At 67.5% G+C, this 15,776-nt stretch carries 20 protein-coding genes; 10 read left to right on the top strand and 10 right to left on the bottom strand.

Features of this window, described 5'->3' with window-relative positions; genetic code table 11:
• Positions 1-179 precede the first annotated feature (179 nt).
• From bioB to scpA, 4 genes are read right to left on the bottom strand one after another with little or no spacing between them, the layout of a single operon-like run.
• On the bottom strand, positions 180-1,202 hold the full coding sequence (gene bioB, locus D4766_RS12445) for a biotin synthase BioB (protein WP_120717735.1): 1,023 nt from the start codon (positions 1,200-1,202) through the stop codon (positions 180-182).
• Complete coding sequence (locus D4766_RS12440; RefSeq protein ID WP_120717734.1) at positions 1,199-1,459, bottom strand: DUF2442 domain-containing protein; 261 nt, start codon at positions 1,457-1,459, stop codon at positions 1,199-1,201. Before D4766_RS12440 ends, bioB begins: the two co-directional genes overlap by 4 nt.
• On the bottom strand, positions 1,443-1,676 hold the full coding sequence (locus D4766_RS12435; protein WP_120717733.1) for a DUF4160 domain-containing protein: 234 nt from the start codon (positions 1,674-1,676) through the stop codon (positions 1,443-1,445). The genes D4766_RS12440 and D4766_RS12435 overlap by 17 nt, the downstream gene beginning before the upstream one ends.
• Entirely contained in the window at positions 1,676-3,826 is a 2,151-nt protein-coding gene (scpA, locus tag D4766_RS12430; protein WP_120717732.1) for a methylmalonyl-CoA mutase, read from the bottom strand. The genes D4766_RS12435 and scpA overlap by 1 nt, the downstream gene beginning before the upstream one ends.
• Positions 3,827-4,031: 205 nt before the next feature.
• On the opposite strand from scpA, the gene D4766_RS12425 reads away from it, so the two are divergent.
• From D4766_RS12425 to D4766_RS12390, 8 genes are all read left to right on the top strand, one after another.
• On the top strand, positions 4,032-4,586 hold the full coding sequence (locus tag D4766_RS12425; RefSeq protein WP_120717731.1) for a F0F1 ATP synthase subunit delta: 555 nt from the start codon (positions 4,032-4,034) through the stop codon (positions 4,584-4,586).
• A 36-nt stretch (positions 4,587-4,622) separates the two neighbouring features.
• Positions 4,623-6,152 (top strand): F0F1 ATP synthase subunit alpha, encoded by a 1,530-nt coding sequence (gene atpA, locus D4766_RS12420; RefSeq protein WP_120717730.1) that lies wholly within the window; start codon positions 4,623-4,625, stop codon positions 6,150-6,152.
• Between the two features lie 30 nt (positions 6,153-6,182).
• Positions 6,183-7,061 carry a F0F1 ATP synthase subunit gamma gene (locus D4766_RS12415; protein WP_120717729.1) on the top strand — a complete coding sequence of 293 codons (879 nt, stop codon included), beginning with the start codon at positions 6,183-6,185 and terminating at the stop codon, positions 7,059-7,061.
• A complete protein-coding gene (locus tag D4766_RS12410) occupies positions 7,058-7,423 on the top strand; it encodes a hypothetical protein (RefSeq protein WP_120717728.1) in 366 nt (121 codons plus the stop codon). The genes D4766_RS12415 and D4766_RS12410 overlap by 4 nt, the downstream gene beginning before the upstream one ends.
• 20 nt (positions 7,424-7,443) lie before the next feature.
• Positions 7,444-8,916, top strand: coding sequence for a F0F1 ATP synthase subunit beta (gene atpD, locus D4766_RS12405; protein ID WP_120717727.1), 1,473 nt, complete (start codon positions 7,444-7,446; stop codon positions 8,914-8,916).
• A 4-nt stretch (positions 8,917-8,920) separates the two neighbouring features.
• Complete coding sequence (locus D4766_RS12400) at positions 8,921-9,187, top strand: ATP synthase F1 subunit epsilon (protein WP_120717726.1); 267 nt, start codon at positions 8,921-8,923, stop codon at positions 9,185-9,187.
• Between the two features lie 71 nt (positions 9,188-9,258).
• Positions 9,259-9,564: a VanZ family protein gene (locus tag D4766_RS12395; protein WP_234024805.1), complete on the top strand. Its 306-nt coding sequence runs from the start codon at positions 9,259-9,261 to the stop codon at positions 9,562-9,564.
• A gap of 130 nt (positions 9,565-9,694) precedes the next feature.
• Complete coding sequence (locus D4766_RS12390; protein WP_120717724.1) at positions 9,695-9,934, top strand: DUF1153 domain-containing protein; 240 nt, start codon at positions 9,695-9,697, stop codon at positions 9,932-9,934.
• A gap of 12 nt (positions 9,935-9,946) precedes the next feature.
• Here D4766_RS12390 and D4766_RS12385 read toward each other — a convergent pair whose 3' ends face one another.
• Genes D4766_RS12385 through glmU form a run of 4 tightly spaced genes read right to left on the bottom strand, consistent with a single transcriptional unit; the run spans position 9,947 to position 12,840 of the window.
• Positions 9,947-10,540 (bottom strand): heme-binding protein, encoded by a 594-nt coding sequence (locus D4766_RS12385; RefSeq protein WP_234024804.1) that lies wholly within the window; start codon positions 10,538-10,540, stop codon positions 9,947-9,949.
• Between the two features lie 55 nt (positions 10,541-10,595).
• Entirely contained in the window at positions 10,596-10,877 is a 282-nt protein-coding gene (locus tag D4766_RS12380) for an HNH endonuclease (RefSeq protein ID WP_120717722.1), read from the bottom strand.
• Complete coding sequence (locus D4766_RS12375) at positions 10,874-11,482, bottom strand: hypothetical protein (RefSeq protein WP_120717721.1); 609 nt, start codon at positions 11,480-11,482, stop codon at positions 10,874-10,876. The genes D4766_RS12380 and D4766_RS12375 overlap by 4 nt, the downstream gene beginning before the upstream one ends.
• On the bottom strand, positions 11,479-12,840 hold the full coding sequence (glmU, locus tag D4766_RS12370; protein WP_120717720.1) for a bifunctional UDP-N-acetylglucosamine diphosphorylase/glucosamine-1-phosphate N-acetyltransferase GlmU: 1,362 nt from the start codon (positions 12,838-12,840) through the stop codon (positions 11,479-11,481). Before glmU ends, D4766_RS12375 begins: the two co-directional genes overlap by 4 nt.
• Positions 12,841-12,900: 60 nt before the next feature.
• Between glmU and D4766_RS12365 the strand changes: the two genes are divergently transcribed.
• A complete protein-coding gene (locus tag D4766_RS12365; protein ID WP_120717719.1) occupies positions 12,901-13,569 on the top strand; it encodes an HAD-IA family hydrolase in 669 nt (222 codons plus the stop codon).
• Positions 13,570-13,685: 116 nt separating this feature from the next.
• On the top strand, positions 13,686-14,618 hold the full coding sequence (locus D4766_RS12360; RefSeq protein ID WP_120717718.1) for an SDR family NAD(P)-dependent oxidoreductase: 933 nt from the start codon (positions 13,686-13,688) through the stop codon (positions 14,616-14,618).
• A 75-nt stretch (positions 14,619-14,693) separates the two neighbouring features.
• On the opposite strand, the gene D4766_RS12355 is transcribed toward D4766_RS12360, so the two are convergent.
• Both D4766_RS12355 and epsC read right to left on the bottom strand, forming a co-directional pair.
• Positions 14,694-15,044 carry a DUF2794 domain-containing protein gene (locus tag D4766_RS12355; protein ID WP_120717717.1) on the bottom strand — a complete coding sequence of 117 codons (351 nt, stop codon included), beginning with the start codon at positions 15,042-15,044 and terminating at the stop codon, positions 14,694-14,696.
• Positions 15,041-15,760, bottom strand: a complete 720-nt coding sequence (epsC, locus tag D4766_RS12350; protein WP_120717716.1) for a serine O-acetyltransferase EpsC — start codon at positions 15,758-15,760, stop codon at positions 15,041-15,043. Before epsC ends, D4766_RS12355 begins: the two co-directional genes overlap by 4 nt.
• Positions 15,761-15,776 lie beyond the last annotated feature (16 nt).

Raw genomic sequence — 15,776 nt, 5'->3', positions numbered from 1 at the left:
GAGCATGAAGCCTGGGAATATGAGGAAGAAGATGGGGTATGAATAACATCCCCCATCGGGATCGCACCGTCCGAGGAGGACGGTGCCAAGCGAAAACATTGCGATCGGAGTGGCCGCAAGAATATAGACAAGGCAACCAAGCTTCCCCGTCAGAGAAACAGTCGGACGATCAGCGAAACTCACTCCGCCGCTTCCGCCACGTGGCACGCCCGCAGCGGCTCTTCACCCTTCAGCGCCGTCAGCCCCAGCTTGGCGAACAGCGCGGCGTCGCTGTCGTCGCCGGCGTTCGGCGCGGTCAGCAGCTTGTCGCCGGTGAAGATCGAGTTCGCGCCGGCGAGGAAGCACAGCGCCTGGGTCGCCTCACTCATGCTCTCGCGCCCGGCCGAGAGGCGTACCATCGACAGCGGCATCGTGATCCGCGCCGCCGCCACGGTGCGGACGAACTCGATGTCGTCGATCTTGGCGAGCGGGGTGTCGGCCAGCATGTCGCCCAGCACCGTGCCCTTGACCGGAACCAGCGCGTTGACCGGCACGCTTTCGGGATGCTGCGGCAGAGTGGCGAGCGTGTGAACGAAGCCGACCCGGTCGCTGCGCGTTTCGCCCATGCCGACGATCCCGCCCGAACACACGTTGATCCCCGCCGCGCGCACGTGTCCCAGCGTGTCGAGCCGCTCGCCCATCGTGCGCGTGGTGATCACGCGCTCGTAGTATTCGGGGCTGCTGTCGATGTTGTGGTTGTAGTAGTCGAGCCCCGCCTCGGCGAGCATGTCGGCCTGCTTCGGCGTCAGCATGCCGAGCGTCATGCAGGTTTCCAGCCCCATCGCGGAGACGCCCTTCACGATCTCGACGATCGCGGGCATGTCGCGGTCCTTGGGGTTGCGCCAGGCGGCGCCCATGCAGAACCGCTGGCTGCCGTTGTCCTTGGCCTGCGCGGCGGATTGCAAGACGCTGCGCACGTCCATCAGCTTCGATGCCTCGACCCCGCTATCCGCCTTCACCGACTGCGAGCAATAGCCGCAGTCCTCCGGGCAGCCGCCGGTCTTGATGGAGAGCAGCGTGCACAGCTGGACCTCGGCGGGCGGATGGTTTGCGCGGTGGACGCTCGCCGCCTGGAACAGCAGCTCGGTGAACGGCAGGTCGAACAGCGCGGCGATTTCCTCGCGCGTCCAGTCGGTGCGGACGCTGGTCGGTTCGGGGTTCATGCCGCCCTCGGGGCCGGAGCGCCGCGCAGCAGGCCTTCGGTGCTCAGGTCCTCGTCAATGCCCGGCCAATGAATTCCGTAGCCGGCACCGGCCTTCTCCCACGTCGCGCGTTCTTTCGCCGATGCACGAAGCAGGCGGGGATACCATGCCAACGGGACCGAAATCGTCCGTCCGTCCATCAGGTCGACGATCAGGCTGGCATCGTCGAAGCGCACGTCGAGGACGCGTTCATCGGTTACCTTAGCCGAAATATTCATGCCACGCCTCCGTCAGCATCTCGCGATGCAATGTTACCTGATTCACAATGTCACCTATCTCGTGTGCCCGGAAGCCCCGGCTTTTCGCCACTTCGCAACTGTCGAGCCAGACCTTGATCGTCGCATCGCCGCGATCGACGTGGACATGCGGCGGCTCGTTCGGTTCGTGGCTGTAGAAATAGAACCGGAACGCCCCAATCCGCAGGACGGTCGGCACTACTCCGCCGCCTCCAGCTCTTCCCCGGCAGGCGGCATGTTATGCCCCAGCAGGCGCAGCATATCCGCCGCGCATTCGACGACGTTGCTGCCCGGGCCGTAGATGCCCTGTACCCCCGCCTCGCGCAGGAAATCGTAGTCGGAGGCCGGGATAACGCCGCCGGCGACGACCTTGATGTCCGGCCGCCCCGCTTCGCGCAGCAGCCCGATCAGTTCGGGGATCAGCGTCTTGTGTCCGGCGGCAAGGCTGCTCGCGCCGATGGCGTCCACTTCGTGTTCGAGCGCCATGTCGCGGGTTTCCGCCGGGGTCTGGAACAGCGGACCGCTGACCACGTCGAAGCCCATGTCGGCGAAGGCGCTGGCGATCACGTTGGCGCCGCGATCGTGGCCGTCCTGTCCCATCTTGGCGACGAGCACCTTGGGCGTGCGGCCGAGGCGGCGCTCGACGGCCTTCACCCCATCGACCACCTGCGCGTAGCGGCTGTCGCCTTCGTAGGCGGCGGAATAGATGCCCTTCACCGGCGTCGGGTTGGTGCCGTAGCGGCCGAACGCCTCCTCCATCGCAGCGGAGATCTCGCCGAGCGTGGCGTCGTGGCGCGCGGCATCGACCGCGAGCGCGAGGAGGTTGCCGCCCTCGATGCAGCCTGCGGTCAGCGCTTTCAGCGCCGCACGGCAGGCCGCCTCGTCGCGTGTCGAGCGCACGCGCTTCAGGCGGGCGATCTGGCTATCGCGGACCGCGTGGTTGTCGATGTCGAGCGTATCGATCGGGTCTTCTTCGGCCTTGCGGTACTTGTTCACCCCGACGATCACCGTCTCGCCCCGGTCGACGCTGGCCTGCTTGGCGGCCGCCGCGCTCTCGATCGCGGCCTTGGGCTTGCCGCTGGCGACATAGGCGGTCATCCCGCCTGCCGCGTCGACCTCGGCGATCAGCGCCTCGGCTTCCTCGACCAGCTTGGCCGTGAGCGCCTCGACGTAGTACGACCCGCCGAGCGGATCGACGACGTTCGTGATGCCCGTCTCCTCCTGCAGCACCAGCTGGGTGTTGCGCGCGATTCGGGCGGAAAAGTCGGTCGGCAGCGCGATCGCCTCGTCGAGTGCGTTGGTATGCAAGGACTGCGTGCCGCCGAGCACCGATGCCAGCGCCTCGATCGTGGTGCGGATGACGTTGTTGTAGGGGTCCTGCTCCTGCAAGCTCACGCCGCTGGTCTGGCAGTGGGTGCGGAGCATCTTCGAGCGTTCGGACTTCGCGCCCAGCCCGTCCATCGTGCGCCACCACAGCGTGCGCGCGGCGCGCAGCTTGGCGACTTCCATGAAGAAGTTCATGCCGATGCCGAAGAAGAACGAGAGGCGCCCGGCGAAGGCGTCGATGTCGAGCCCGGCGGCCATTGCGCGGGTCGCGTATTCCTTGCCATCGGCGATGGTGAAGGCCAGTTCCTGTACCGCGGTCGCCCCGGCTTCGTGCATGTGGTAGCCGGAAATCGAGATGCTGTTGAACTTCGGCATGTTCGCCGAGGTGTAGGCGATGATGTCACTCACGATCCGCATCGAAGGTTCGGGCGGGTAGATATACGTGTTGCGGACCATGAACTCCTTGAGGATGTCGTTCTGGATGGTCCCCGACAGCTGGTCCTGCGCCACGCCCTGCCGCTCTGCCGCCACGATATAGAACGCCAGCACCGGGATCACCGCGCCGTTCATCGTCATCGACACGCTCATCGTCTCGAGCGGGATCTGGTCGAACAGGATCTCCATGTCGGCAACGGTGTCGATCGCAACCCCTGCCTTGCCGACGTCGCCGACCACGCGCGGGTGGTCGCTGTCGTAGCCGCGGTGGGTCGCAAGGTCGAAGGCGACCGACAACCCCTTCTGCCCCATCGCCAGGTTGCGGCGGTAGAACGCGTTCGATTCCTCGGCAGTCGAGAAACCCGCGTACTGGCGGATGGTCCACGGGCGGCCCGCGTACATCGAAGCCTTCACCCCGCGCGTGAACGGCGCGAAACCGGGGAGGCCCGGCCCGTCGGCGGGCACGTCATCGGCGGTGTAGAGCGGCTGGATCGCGAAGCCTTCGGGCGTCTGCCAGGAAAGGTCCGCGCCCTTCGTTTCCTTCTGGGCGAGGGCCTGCCAGTCGGCGTTCGTTTTGGGCTCGGTCATGCCCGCCCCTTAACGCCGCGTTCCGCCATAAGTCGAGCCATTGCGCGCATTTCGGCGTCCGCCTGGCGGTAAGGCGCCGGGTCCGGTTGCATCGCGGCAAGGGCGGTGATAGGGGCGCGCCAGCCTTGCCGGGGAGCCTTGCGGCTGCCCACCCAGCGGCTCGGCGACAAAACCGTTCTTTCCGGATCCAAGAGGACCATCGCGCGTGGATATTTCCGCCGGTATTCAGGCTAGCCTTGCAGGGCGTTACGCCTCGGCGCTGTTCGAGCTCGCCGCCGAGGCGGGGACCGTCACGGCCGTCGAATCGGACCTCGACACACTCGAACGCGCGCTCGCCGAATCGGCCGATCTGCGCGACCTTGCGACCAACCCGCTCGTCGGGCGCGAGGCGCAGGGCAAGGCGATCGAGGCGGTCGCCGCCCAGCTCGGCCTGTCGGACCTGACGAAGAAGTTCCTCGGCACGCTGGCCGCCAACGGCCGCCTGTCCAAGATGGGCGACGTCGCCCGCGCCTTCCACACCATCGCCGCCGCCCAGCGGGGCGAGGTAACCGCCCAGGTCACCAGCGCCCACGCGCTGACCGACTCGCAGGTCGAACAGCTTCGCCAGAAGCTGACCGCGCGCGAGGGTCGCACCGTCAAACTGTCCACGAAGGTGGACCCGGACCTGCTCGGCGGGCTCGTGGTCACCGTCGGATCGAAGCGGATCGACGGATCGATCCGCACCCGCCTCAACTCCCTCGCCCAGGCCATGAAGGCCTAAGGGCGTCAGCCCGTCTTCCATAAGGTAGCCAGAATCATGGAAATTCGCGCCGCAGAAATCAGCAAGGTCATCAAGGACCAGATCGCCAACTTCGGCACCGAGGCGGAAGTCTCGGAAGTCGGCAGTGTGCTTTCGGTCGGTGACGGCATCGCCCGCATCCACGGCCTCGACACCGTCCAGGCGGGCGAGATGGTCGAGTTCGCTAACGGCGTGCAGGGCATGGCGCTGAACCTGGAAGCCGACAACGTCGGCGTCGTGATCTTCGGCTCGGACTCCGAGATCAAGGAAGGCGACAACGTCAAGCGGACCGGCACCATCGTGGACGTCCCCGTGGGCAAGGGCCTGCTCGGCCGCGTCGTCGATGCGCTGGGCAACCCGATCGACGGCAAGGGCCCGATCGACAGCACCGAGCGTCGCCGCGTCGAAGTGAAGGCCCCGGGCATCATCCCGCGCCAGTCGGTGTCCGAGCCCGTGCAGACCGGCCTCAAGGCGATCGACGCGCTTGTGCCCGTCGGCCGCGGCCAGCGCGAACTGATCATCGGCGACCGCCAGACCGGCAAGTCGGCCGTCGCGATCGACGCCTTCATCAACCAGAAGACGGTCAACGCCGGCGACGACGAGAGCAAGAAGCTCTACTGCATCTACGTCGCGGTCGGCCAGAAGCGCTCGACCGTCGCGCAGCTCGTCAAGACGCTCGAGGAAAACGGCGCGATGGAATATTCCATCATCGTCGCCGCGACCGCTTCGGAGCCTGCGCCGCTGCAGTACCTCGCGCCCTACACCGGCTGCGCGATGGGCGAATTCTTCCGCGACAACGGCATGCACGCCGTGATCGTGTACGACGACCTGTCCAAGCAGGCCGTCGCCTATCGCCAGATGTCGCTGCTGCTCCGCCGCCCGCCGGGCCGCGAAGCCTATCCGGGCGACGTGTTCTACCTCCACAGCCGCCTGCTGGAGCGTGCGGCGAAGATGTCCGACGCCAACGGCGGCGGTTCGCTCACCGCGCTGCCGATCATCGAGACGCAGGCGGGCGACGTGTCGGCCTACATCCCGACCAACGTGATCTCGATCACCGACGGCCAGATCTTCCTCGAGACCAACCTGTTCTTCCAGGGCATCCGCCCGGCGATCAACGTCGGCCTGTCGGTCAGCCGCGTCGGCGGCGCCGCGCAGACGAAGGCGATGAAGAAGGTGTCGGGCTCGATCAAGCTGGAGCTCGCGCAGTACCGCGAGATGGCTGCGTTCGCGCAGTTCGGTTCGGACCTCGACGCCTCGACCCAGAAGCTGCTCAACCGCGGTGCGCGCCTGACCGAGCTGCTCAAGCAGCCGCAGTTCCAGCCGATGCCGTTCGAGGAGCAGACCGTGTCGATCTTCGCCGGCACCAACGGCTATCTCGACACCGTGCCGGTCGACAAGGTCACCGACTACGAGGACAAGATGCTGAGCTTCATGCGGGCCGAGCACGCCGATGTCCTGGCGGAAATCCGCTCGAGCCAGAAGTTCGAGGGCGAGGTCGCCGACAAGACCAAGGCCGCTCTCGACGCGTTCGCCAAGCAGTACGCCTGAGCCCCCGAAGAGACTAGTTAGGGAGCCGAAATGGCCTCGCTGAAGGAACTCAAGGGCCGGATCAACTCGGTCAAGTCGACCCAGAAGATCACCAAGGCCAAGCAGATGGTCGCGGCCGCGAAACTGCGCAAGGCGCAGGCCGCGGCCGAGGCCGCGCGCCCCTATGCGACACGGCTGGGTGCGGTCATGGCAAGCCTCGCCACCAAGGTGACCGGGGACAGCGCGCCCAAGCTCCTGGCCGGCACCGGCCGGGACCAGCGCCACCTCCTCGTCGTCGCCAACAGCGACAAGGGGCTGGCCGGCGCCTTCAACTCGAACATCGTGCGCGCCGCGCTGCTGAAGGCGCGCGAGCTGAAGGCCGAGGGCAAGGACGTCTCGTTCTATCTCGTGGGCCGAAAGGGCCGCGCGCCGATCCGCCGCGCGCACCCCAGCAACATCGCGCAGATGTTCGACACCACCGACGTCCGCGATCCGGGCTACGCGCAGGCCGAGCAGATCGTCGCTGAGCTGATGGACATGTACGAGGCCGACAAGTTCGACGTCGCGCACCTGTTCTTCTCGAAGTTCAAGTCGGCGCTGACGCAGGAACCCACGCGCCTGCAGATCATCCCCGTCCCCGCGCCCGCCAAGACCGCGGTCGATACGGCGAACACCGCCGCAGTGGAGTACGAGCCGGACGAAGAGGAAATCCTTGCCGAACTGCTACCGCGCTACCTGAAGACGCAGGTCTTCGGCGCGCTGCTGGAGAACGCCGCCTCGGAACAGGGCGCCTCGATGACCGCGATGGACAACGCCACGCGCAACGCGGGCGAGCTGATCAACAAGCTGACAATCCAGTACAACCGCAGTCGCCAGGCCGCGATCACCACCGAACTCATCGAGATCATCGCAGGGGCCGAAGCGCTGTGAAGAAGCTTGCCGTCGTCCTTTCGCTGGCGACCCTCGCCCTCGCCGCTTGTGGCCAGGGCGAACCCGAGCCGGCACCCACCCCGACCGTCGCTGCAGCGCCCGCCGAGCCGGCGCTGCCCCCGCCGAACGAGGGTCTGTTCGCGCAAGTCTTCGCCAAGACCTGCCCCGATGCGGAAAAGGTCGCAACCTCTGTCTGCAAGCGCGCCGGCATGGGTTCGGACACCGTCGATTGCGAATTCGGGGTCGGCGAAGACGAGAACCTGCGCCACAAGGCTTCGCTGATGGCCGAGAACGGCGAGTGGAAACTCGTCGACGCCGCCACGATCTGTGCCGAGCACAATTCCCACCACGTAGATTCCTGAGCCACTAGGAAACCCACATCATGGCCACCGCCCCCGTTCTGAACCAGACCACCCCCAACCAAGCTGCCGGCGGCACCATCGCCCAGGTCATCGGCGCCGTCGTCGACGTCGCCTTCGAAGGCGAGCTGCCGGCGATCCTGACCGCGCTGGAAACCGACAACAACGGCAACCGGCTCGTGCTCGAGGTCGCCCAGCACCTCGGCGAGAACACCGTCCGCACGATCGCGATGGACGCGACCGAGGGCCTCACTCGCGGCCAGCCGGTGCGCAACACCGGCGCGCAGATCTCGGTCCCCGTCGGCCCGCAGACGCTCGGCCGCATCCTCAACGTCATCGGCGAGCCGATCGACGAGCGCGGCCCGGTGAACGCCGAGATGCGCGCGCCCATCCACGCCGAGGCTCCGCTCTTCATCGACCAGTCGACCGACGCGTCGATCCTCGTTACCGGCATCAAGGTCATCGACCTCCTCGCCCCCTACGCCAAGGGCGGCAAGATCGGCCTGTTCGGCGGCGCGGGCGTCGGCAAGACCGTGCTGATCCAGGAACTTATCAACAACATCGCCAAGGGCCACGGCGGCGTGTCGGTGTTTGCCGGCGTCGGCGAGCGCACGCGCGAGGGCAATGACCTCTACCACGAATTCCTCGACGCGGGCGTCATCGCCAAGGATGCCGAAGGCAACGCCACTTCGGAAGGTTCCAAGGTCGCCCTCGTGTTCGGCCAGATGAACGAGCCCCCGGGCGCCCGTGCCCGCGTCGCGCTGTCGGGCCTGACCATGGCCGAATACTTCCGCGACCAGGAAGGGCAGGACGTGCTGTTCTTCGTCGACAACATCTTCCGCTTCACGCAGGCGGGGTCGGAAGTGTCGGCACTGCTCGGCCGCATTCCGTCGGCAGTGGGCTACCAGCCGACCCTGTCGACCGACATGGGCAACCTGCAGGAACGCATCACCTCCACCACCAAGGGCTCGATCACCTCGGTGCAGGCGATCTACGTTCCCGCGGACGACCTTACCGACCCGGCGCCGGCGACCTCGTTCGCGCACCTCGACGCCACCACGACGCTTTCTCGCGCGATCTCTGAGCTGGGCATCTACCCGGCGGTCGACCCGCTCGATTCGACCAGCCGCGTGCTCGAACCGCGCGTCGTGGGCGAGGAGCATTACTCGGTCGCCCGCCGCGTCCAGGAGACGCTGCAGAAGTACAAGAGCCTGCAGGACATTATCGCCATTCTCGGCATGGACGAACTGTCGGAAGAGGATAAGCTGACCGTCCAGCGCGCGCGGAAGATCCAGCGCTTCCTCAGCCAGCCGTTCCACGTGGCCGAGGTGTTCACCAACATCCCGGGCAAGTTCGTGCAGATCGAAGACACCGTGGCCTCGTTCAAGGCGGTCGTCGACGGCGAGTACGATCACCTGCCCGAAGCCGCGTTCTACATGGTCGGCGGGATCGAGGAAGCGGTCGAGAAGGCCAAGAAGCTGGCCGAGGACGCCTGAGGCGATGGCGCTTCACTTCGAACTCGTCACCCCGGCGAAGCTGGTCCGGTCCGAGGACGTCTACATGGTGGTCGTCCCCGGTACCGAAGGCGACTTCGGCGTGCTGGAGGGCCACGCGCCTTTCATGTCGACCGTCCGCGACGGAGCGATCCAGATTTATGCGACCCAGGGCGCCCAGCCGGAGAGCATCGAGGTTCGCGGCGGTTTCGCCGAAGTCGGCGATGCGGGCCTGACCGTGCTCGCCGAGCATGCCGGTGAGGACGCGGCCTGACGGAGGGTTCGGCCATCCGCAGATGGCTCGATGACGCGCGCACGCAGCTGTGGCTGCGGCGCGCGTTTTTCGTGGCAGCGGCGTTCGCCCTCGTGATGGCTCTGCTGCCCAAGCCCCCCGCCCTCCCCCTGCAACCGGGCGACCGCATCCAGCACATGATGGCCTTCGCCACCCTGGCAGTACTCGCCGCCGCCGGCTGGCGCGAACGGCGGCTGGTGACCCTGCTCGCATGGCTTGCCGGTTTCGGCGCGGCGATCGAGCTGTTTCAGGCGATCCCAGCCCTCAATCGCGACTGCGATCTGATGGACTGGATAGTCGACATCGGTGCTGCGGTCGGCGCGCTATGTGCGACCCGGCTGGTGCTGCCCCGCCTCTGAACTCGGTTCGTCGCGCAACCGCAACGGCCCGGATGCACAACCTCGCCTTAACCATTCCCGACAAGCCCGAATTAACTTTCCGGGCCGAATTTGCACTTGTACAGGGGGCACCGGTTCAGGAGCAAACCCAATGGCTTACCCATACAACAGCACGGTTTCGGAAGCGATCAAGCGCGCCGGCCTGCCCAAGGATCACGACATCCACTGGAGCGAACAGCGCAAGGCCGACGTGGTCCATGCGGTGCGCGACAAGCTGATCACGTTCGACGAGGCGCGCTGGCGCTACCTGCTCAGCCGCAGCGAGTTCAAGAGCTGGGAAGACCAGGTCGATCGCAAGGCCGCCCGCACGAAGGCGCGCGAGCTCGCCTGACCGGAACGCCCCTCAGCCTGCGACCGGGACTATGACCTCGTTCCGCCGCAGGAAGGGCGGGACGAACGGCGAATTGTAGAACGCGTATTCGAAGCGGCCGACCGGCTGCAGGCCTTCCTTTTCCATCCAGCGGCGCAGCGCATCCTCGTTGCGGCGCAAATCCGCCGACTTGCCGCTGCCGGCAAAGCGCACCGCCGTCACCCGGCGCGCCGGGATCGTGTCGATCGCCACGCCGGTCGCCGGGGTCGGCAGCCCATCGGCGGCGCGGTCCTTCGGCATGACGAAGCGGACCCGCCAGGTCTCGGGCGACCCGCCCTCTTCCTGCAGCACCGGCGCGGTCATCGCGATCTCTTCGCCGGCGCGGTCCCTGGCGAAGATGTAGTCGGCAAGCCGCTGGAAACCGCGCCGCAGCGCCTTGTCGCGGGTGCCGGTCAGCACGACGCTGGCGGTCGTGAGTTCGGGATAGGCGCGGAGCGAGAACCGCCCTTCCTCGCGCAGCGTGTCGTAGTCGGGGCGCTCGGTATTGCGTTCGTGGAGGTAATAGGCCGCTGCCCCGCCGATCAGCGCGGTCGCCGCGCCGGCGAGAGCCATCTTCGTTCGTGTCACGCACCTGTCTCCTCAAACCTTGCCGGAGAGATGGTCCGCGCGCCGTTCGGTTCCCCTAACCGCGCGGCCGCCGGGTGGGCGCATGGAAATCGGGCGGCTTGTCGGCGACCCAGGCCACGAACTTCGCCAGAGCCTCGTTCGCAAGCAGCGCGGCGCGGTCGTCGCCGATGCGGGCGAGGACCGCGTTGGTGAAGTTCGCATGGATCGCGCGGTGGCAGATGGGGTGGACGGGCACCGTGTCGCGCCCGCGCTTGGCCTTGGGGACCGTGTGATGCTGCTGGACCTTGCGCCCCAACGGGCGGTGGCACAGCCAGCACACCACCGCCGCATCGCTCAACGCGGTGCCGGCCGATCGGCCCGGTAGGTCTCGTCGGTGAACAGGTCGTCCGACTGCGGCAGCGTCTGCAGGGCGGCCTCCGTCCTGTCCGAATAGTCCGCAGCGCTGCCGCCGGTGCAGGTTTGCATCCCGTCAAATCGCCCGTCCCGCAGCACGACGACGCCGTCGCTCATCGCGGGGTCGTTGGGCTCCCCGGCGGCGAAGTTGGTGCGCACGGTCCGGCTGAACACGACGTAGCGCACCGGGCCGTTGTCAAAGGCGATCTGCAATTCGCCGCCGCCCGAATAGCCGATCCGCGCCCAGCGGCCTCCCGTCAGTTCGATCTCGGGCGACGCGCGCCCAAAGGCGTAGCGCGCAGTCCCGCCGCCGGCAGAGCACACGGCGATCGTCTCGCCGGTCCCGGTGCGGCACTGGAAGATCGCCGTTTCGCCTGCGCGGCAGCCAGTGCCGTTCGCCGTCTCTGTCGCCGTGGTCGCCGGCGCCGAGGCCGCCGCCGCCGTTGCGGGCGCATCGGCCAGTTCGCCGCCCGGTTCCGGCTGCCCAGCAACGCCGCACGCCGCGAGCGCGCAGGCTGCCGTCACGCAAAGGGCGACGCGCCCGATCACCCCTTCCCGGCCGCCTTCTTCTTCTTCATCGCGTCGTGGAAGCGATCGGCCCAGCCCGGCTTCACCAGCTGATCGGCGCGGACCATCCGCAGTTCGCCGTCGCCGACGTCGCGGCTGACCGCGCTGCCCGCCGCCACGATGGCGTCGGCCCCGATCCGCACCGGGGCGATCAGCGCGCTGTTCGACCCGATGAAGGCACGCGGGCCGATCACCGTCCTGTGCTTGAAGTACCCGTCGTAGTTGCAGGTGATCGTGCCCGCACCGATGTTCGCGCCCGCGCCGACCTCCGCATCGCCGAGGTACGTGAGGTGGTTCGCCTTGGCCCCTTCGCCGAGCACCGCCTTCTTCATCTCGACGAAGTTGCCGACCCTGGCCCCCTTCTCCATCACCGCACCGGGGCGCAGGCGGGCGAACGGACCGACTTCGCAGCCTTCGCCGACGCTCGCACCCTCGAGGTGGGAGAAAGCCCGGATATGCGCGCCGTCGGCCACGGTCACGCCGGGACCGAAGACCACGTTCTGGTCCACCGTCACGTCGCGCCCCAGCTTCGTGTCGTAGCTGAAGAAGACCGTCTCCGGCGCGCGCAGCGAGACGCCTTCGGCCATCGCTTCCTCGCGGCGGAAGGCCTGCCATTGCGCTTCGGCCTCGGCCAGTTCGCCGCGGCTGTTGATCCCGGCGACCTCGGCCGCATGGTCGGTGACCACGACCGCGCTCTTGCGGCCGTCGGCCCGTGCCACGTTGACCGCGTCGACGAGGTAGTATTCGCCGGCCGCGTTATCGTTGCCCACACGCGCCAGCAGGTCGAACAGGTCGGCTCCGCGCGCGGCCATCAGGCCAGAATTGCACAGGCGGCACGCGCGCTCCGCCTCATTGGCATCCTTGTGCTCGACCATCTTCTCGATCGTGCCGTCCGCGCCCGCTATCACGCGGCCGTACTGCAGCGTGTCGTCGGGCTCGAACCCCAAGACGACCACGGCGGGCGCGTCGTCTTCGTGCAGGCGGTCGAGCATCCGGCGCATGGTGGCCGGCCGCACGAAGGGCACGTCGCCGTAGAGGATGAGGACGTCGCCCGAAAAATCCGCGAGATCGGCCTCAGCCTGCTGCACCGCATGACCGGTGCCGAGCTGCGGTTCCTGCAGCGCGGTCGCCGCCCGCCCGCTCACCGCGCCCTCGATCTGCTCGCGCCCGCTGCCCACGACCACGACCGTCCGCGACGGGCCGAGTTCGTCGACGCTCGCCATCAGGTGATGCAGCATCGCGCGCCCGCCGATGGGATGGAGGACCTTGTGCAGGTCCGACTTCATGCGGGTGCCCTTGCCCGCGGCGAGGATGACGGCGGCGAATTCGCGAGTGCTCATGCCCGCGCCAATGCCACCGAATGGTTGCCGTGGGAAGAATCCGCGCTACCTCGTTGCGCAATGGCCGATTTTCCCTTCGACATCGTCGCCTTCGACCTCGACGGCACCCTCCTCGAAACGCACCGCGACCTCGGCACCGCGGTCAACCACGCGCTCACGCTGGGCGGGTTCGCGGTGGTCCCGATCGAAAGCGCGACCGACCTCATCGGCGGCGGCGCCAAGATCATGCTGCGCCGCGCTCTCGACGCGCAGGGCGGCGTCGAGGAAGGCCGCTTTCGCGAGCTCTACAAGGCGATGCTGCGTTATTACGGCGAGCATTACGCCGACTACACCCGCCCCTACCCCCACGCCCTGGAAGTGCTGGACGAACTGCGCGGTCGCGGGGTCAGGCTGGCGGTGGTGACGAACAAGTTCTTCGAGTTTGCCAATGGCGTGCTGGACAAGCTCGGAATGCACGACCGGATCGACCTCGTCCTCGGCGGCGACAGCCTCGGCAAGGGGAGGGCCAAGCCCGCGCCCGACCTCATCTGGGCCGCACGGGATCGGCTGGGCGGCGGGCGGCTCGCATTCGTGGGCGACAGTTCCTACGACATGAAGGCCGGGCGCGCGGCGGGTGTGCCGGTTGTCGCCGTCACCTACGGCTACCACGACCTCGCCCCGCTCGCGATGGGGGCGGACGCCGTCGTCGATTCGCTCGACCAGCTGGTTCCTGTGCTCGAAACGCTCTGACCTTACGGAATGGCGGGCTGCCCCGCCGCCTGTTGCAACGGCCGCGCGATGGTGCCACTGCCGCCGCACACTTTACGCGCGCGTAAACCGCGCCCCAGCCAGCAGGAGCATTTCGCATGACCGTTTCGTTCAAGGACAAGGTCGCCATCGTCACCGGCGCAGGCGGCGGCCTGGGCCGCGAATACGCGCTCGAACTCGCCCGCCGCGGCGCAAAGGTCGTGGTCAACGACCTCGGCGGCGCGCGCGACGGTACCGGCCATTCCGACAGCGCCCTCCAGGTCGTCGAGGAAATCGAGAAGGCCGGCGGCGAGGCTGTGTCGAACGGCGGCTCGGTCACCGACTTCGAGCAGATGGAAAAGATGGTCGCGGACGCCAAGCAGAAGTGGGGCGGCGTCCACGTCCTCATTAACAACGCCGGCGTGCTGCGCGACAAGACATTCGCCAAGATGACGCCGGACGATTTCGAGTTCGTGCTGAAGGTGCACCTCACCGGCAGCGCGTTCGTCACCAAGGCGGCGTGGGAAACCATGCGCGAGCAGGCCTATGGCCGCATCCTGATGACCGCGTCTTCCACCGGCCTGTTCGGCAACTTCGGCCAGGCGAACTACGGCGCGGCCAAGCTCGGCCTCGCCGGCCTCACCAAGACCCTCCAGCTCGAGGGCGCGAAGTACAACATCAAGGTCAACACGCTGGCCCCCGTCGCGGGCACGCGCATGACCGAGGACCTGTTCCCCGAACAGGCGTTCAAGATGTTCGGCCCCGAGAACGTGGTCCCCGCCGCGCTCTTCCTCGTATCCGAGGACGCGCCGACCAACGCCATCGTGGGCGCGGGTGCGGGCGGCTTCCATTCGGCGTGGGTCATGATGAACGACGCCGTGTGGCTGCCGGAAGACGAGCGCACCGTCGAAGGCTTCGCGGCCAATTGGGACAAGATCAGCGCCCAGACAGGCCTCCACGCCCCGAACAACGGCGGCGAACAGTCGGGCGCGATCCTGAAGGCCATGCAGGCCGTCATGGGCGACGCCGCGCCGAGCTCGACCCGGGGCTGAGGCCCGCCTTTATAGCTTGAGAGTTACGAGAAACCCCGTGCACGCGAGTGCGCGGGGTTTTTCGTTGCGGGACTGCTAGTCGACCGCCTTCACGAGACGGCGTTCCATCGGGGCGAGGACGCCGGGGAGTTCGTGGCCGCGTTTCAAGATCTGGCCGTGTTCGCCGAACAGGGTCCACATGCCCTGCCGGTTGCGCAGGGCAGGCCGTTTTTCGATCCGCGCCTGCGGGCGTTCGGCTGTGCGGCGGAAGGCGGCGAAGGCGGCGAAATCCTTCGTAAAGTCCATCGCGTAGTCGCGCCATTCGCCCGCCGCGACCATCCGGCCGTAGAGGTCGAGGATGCGCATCAGTTCCTCGCGTTCGAACCCCACCTGGTTGGGGCGGCGACCGGGAAAGAGGACGACCGCACCGCGGCTGCCGGCGCTCATCCGCGCTTGGTTCCGCTGCGCTTGGCGGGCTGGCGTGCTGGCGTGGGCGCGGACGCGGCGAGCGCCGCCTTCATCTCCGCGATCTCGGCGCGCAGGGCGGCCAGTTCGCTCTCCAGTTTCTCCACCCCGTCGCGGCTGGGGGCGCACGGGTCCTCGCACGGGGTGCCGTAAGGAAGGAATTCGCGCATCCACTCCTCCGCCGGGACGAGCGTGCTGCGCGCCTTCAGGCCGATCATCGTCGCGCCTTCGGGCACGTCGTCGGTCACGACCGCGTTGGCGCCGATCCGCGCGCGGTTGCCGACCACGATCGGCCCGATCACCTGCGCGCCCGAGCCGATGATCGCGTTGTCGCCGATGGTCGGGTGCCGCTTGCCCGGGATGCCGTTCGCAGGGTTCGTGCCGCCCAGCGTGACGCACTGGTAGATCGTGACGTTGTCGCCGATCTCCGCGGTCTCGCCGATCACGGTGAAGCCGTGGTCGATGAAGAAGTTCTTCCCGATGCTTGCGCCGGGGTGGATGTCGATCGCGGTCAGGAAGCGGCTGAAATGGTTGACCAGCCGGGCGAGGAAATAGAGCTTCGCCTCGTACAGCCAGTGCGCGACCCGGTGCAGGCCGAGCGCGAGGACGCCGGGATAGAGCAGAATCTCCCACCGGGAATGCGGCGCGGGATCGCGCGCGCGGATCGAATCCAGGTAGGATGTCAGCGCATCGAACATTGTCCGCGAATCTCCC

It is taken from the genome of Tsuneonella amylolytica (assembly GCF_003626915.1).
Taxonomy (GTDB): Bacteria; Pseudomonadota; Alphaproteobacteria; order Sphingomonadales; family Sphingomonadaceae; genus Tsuneonella; species Tsuneonella amylolytica.
This window is presented reverse-complemented; position numbering and strand designations above follow the sequence as displayed.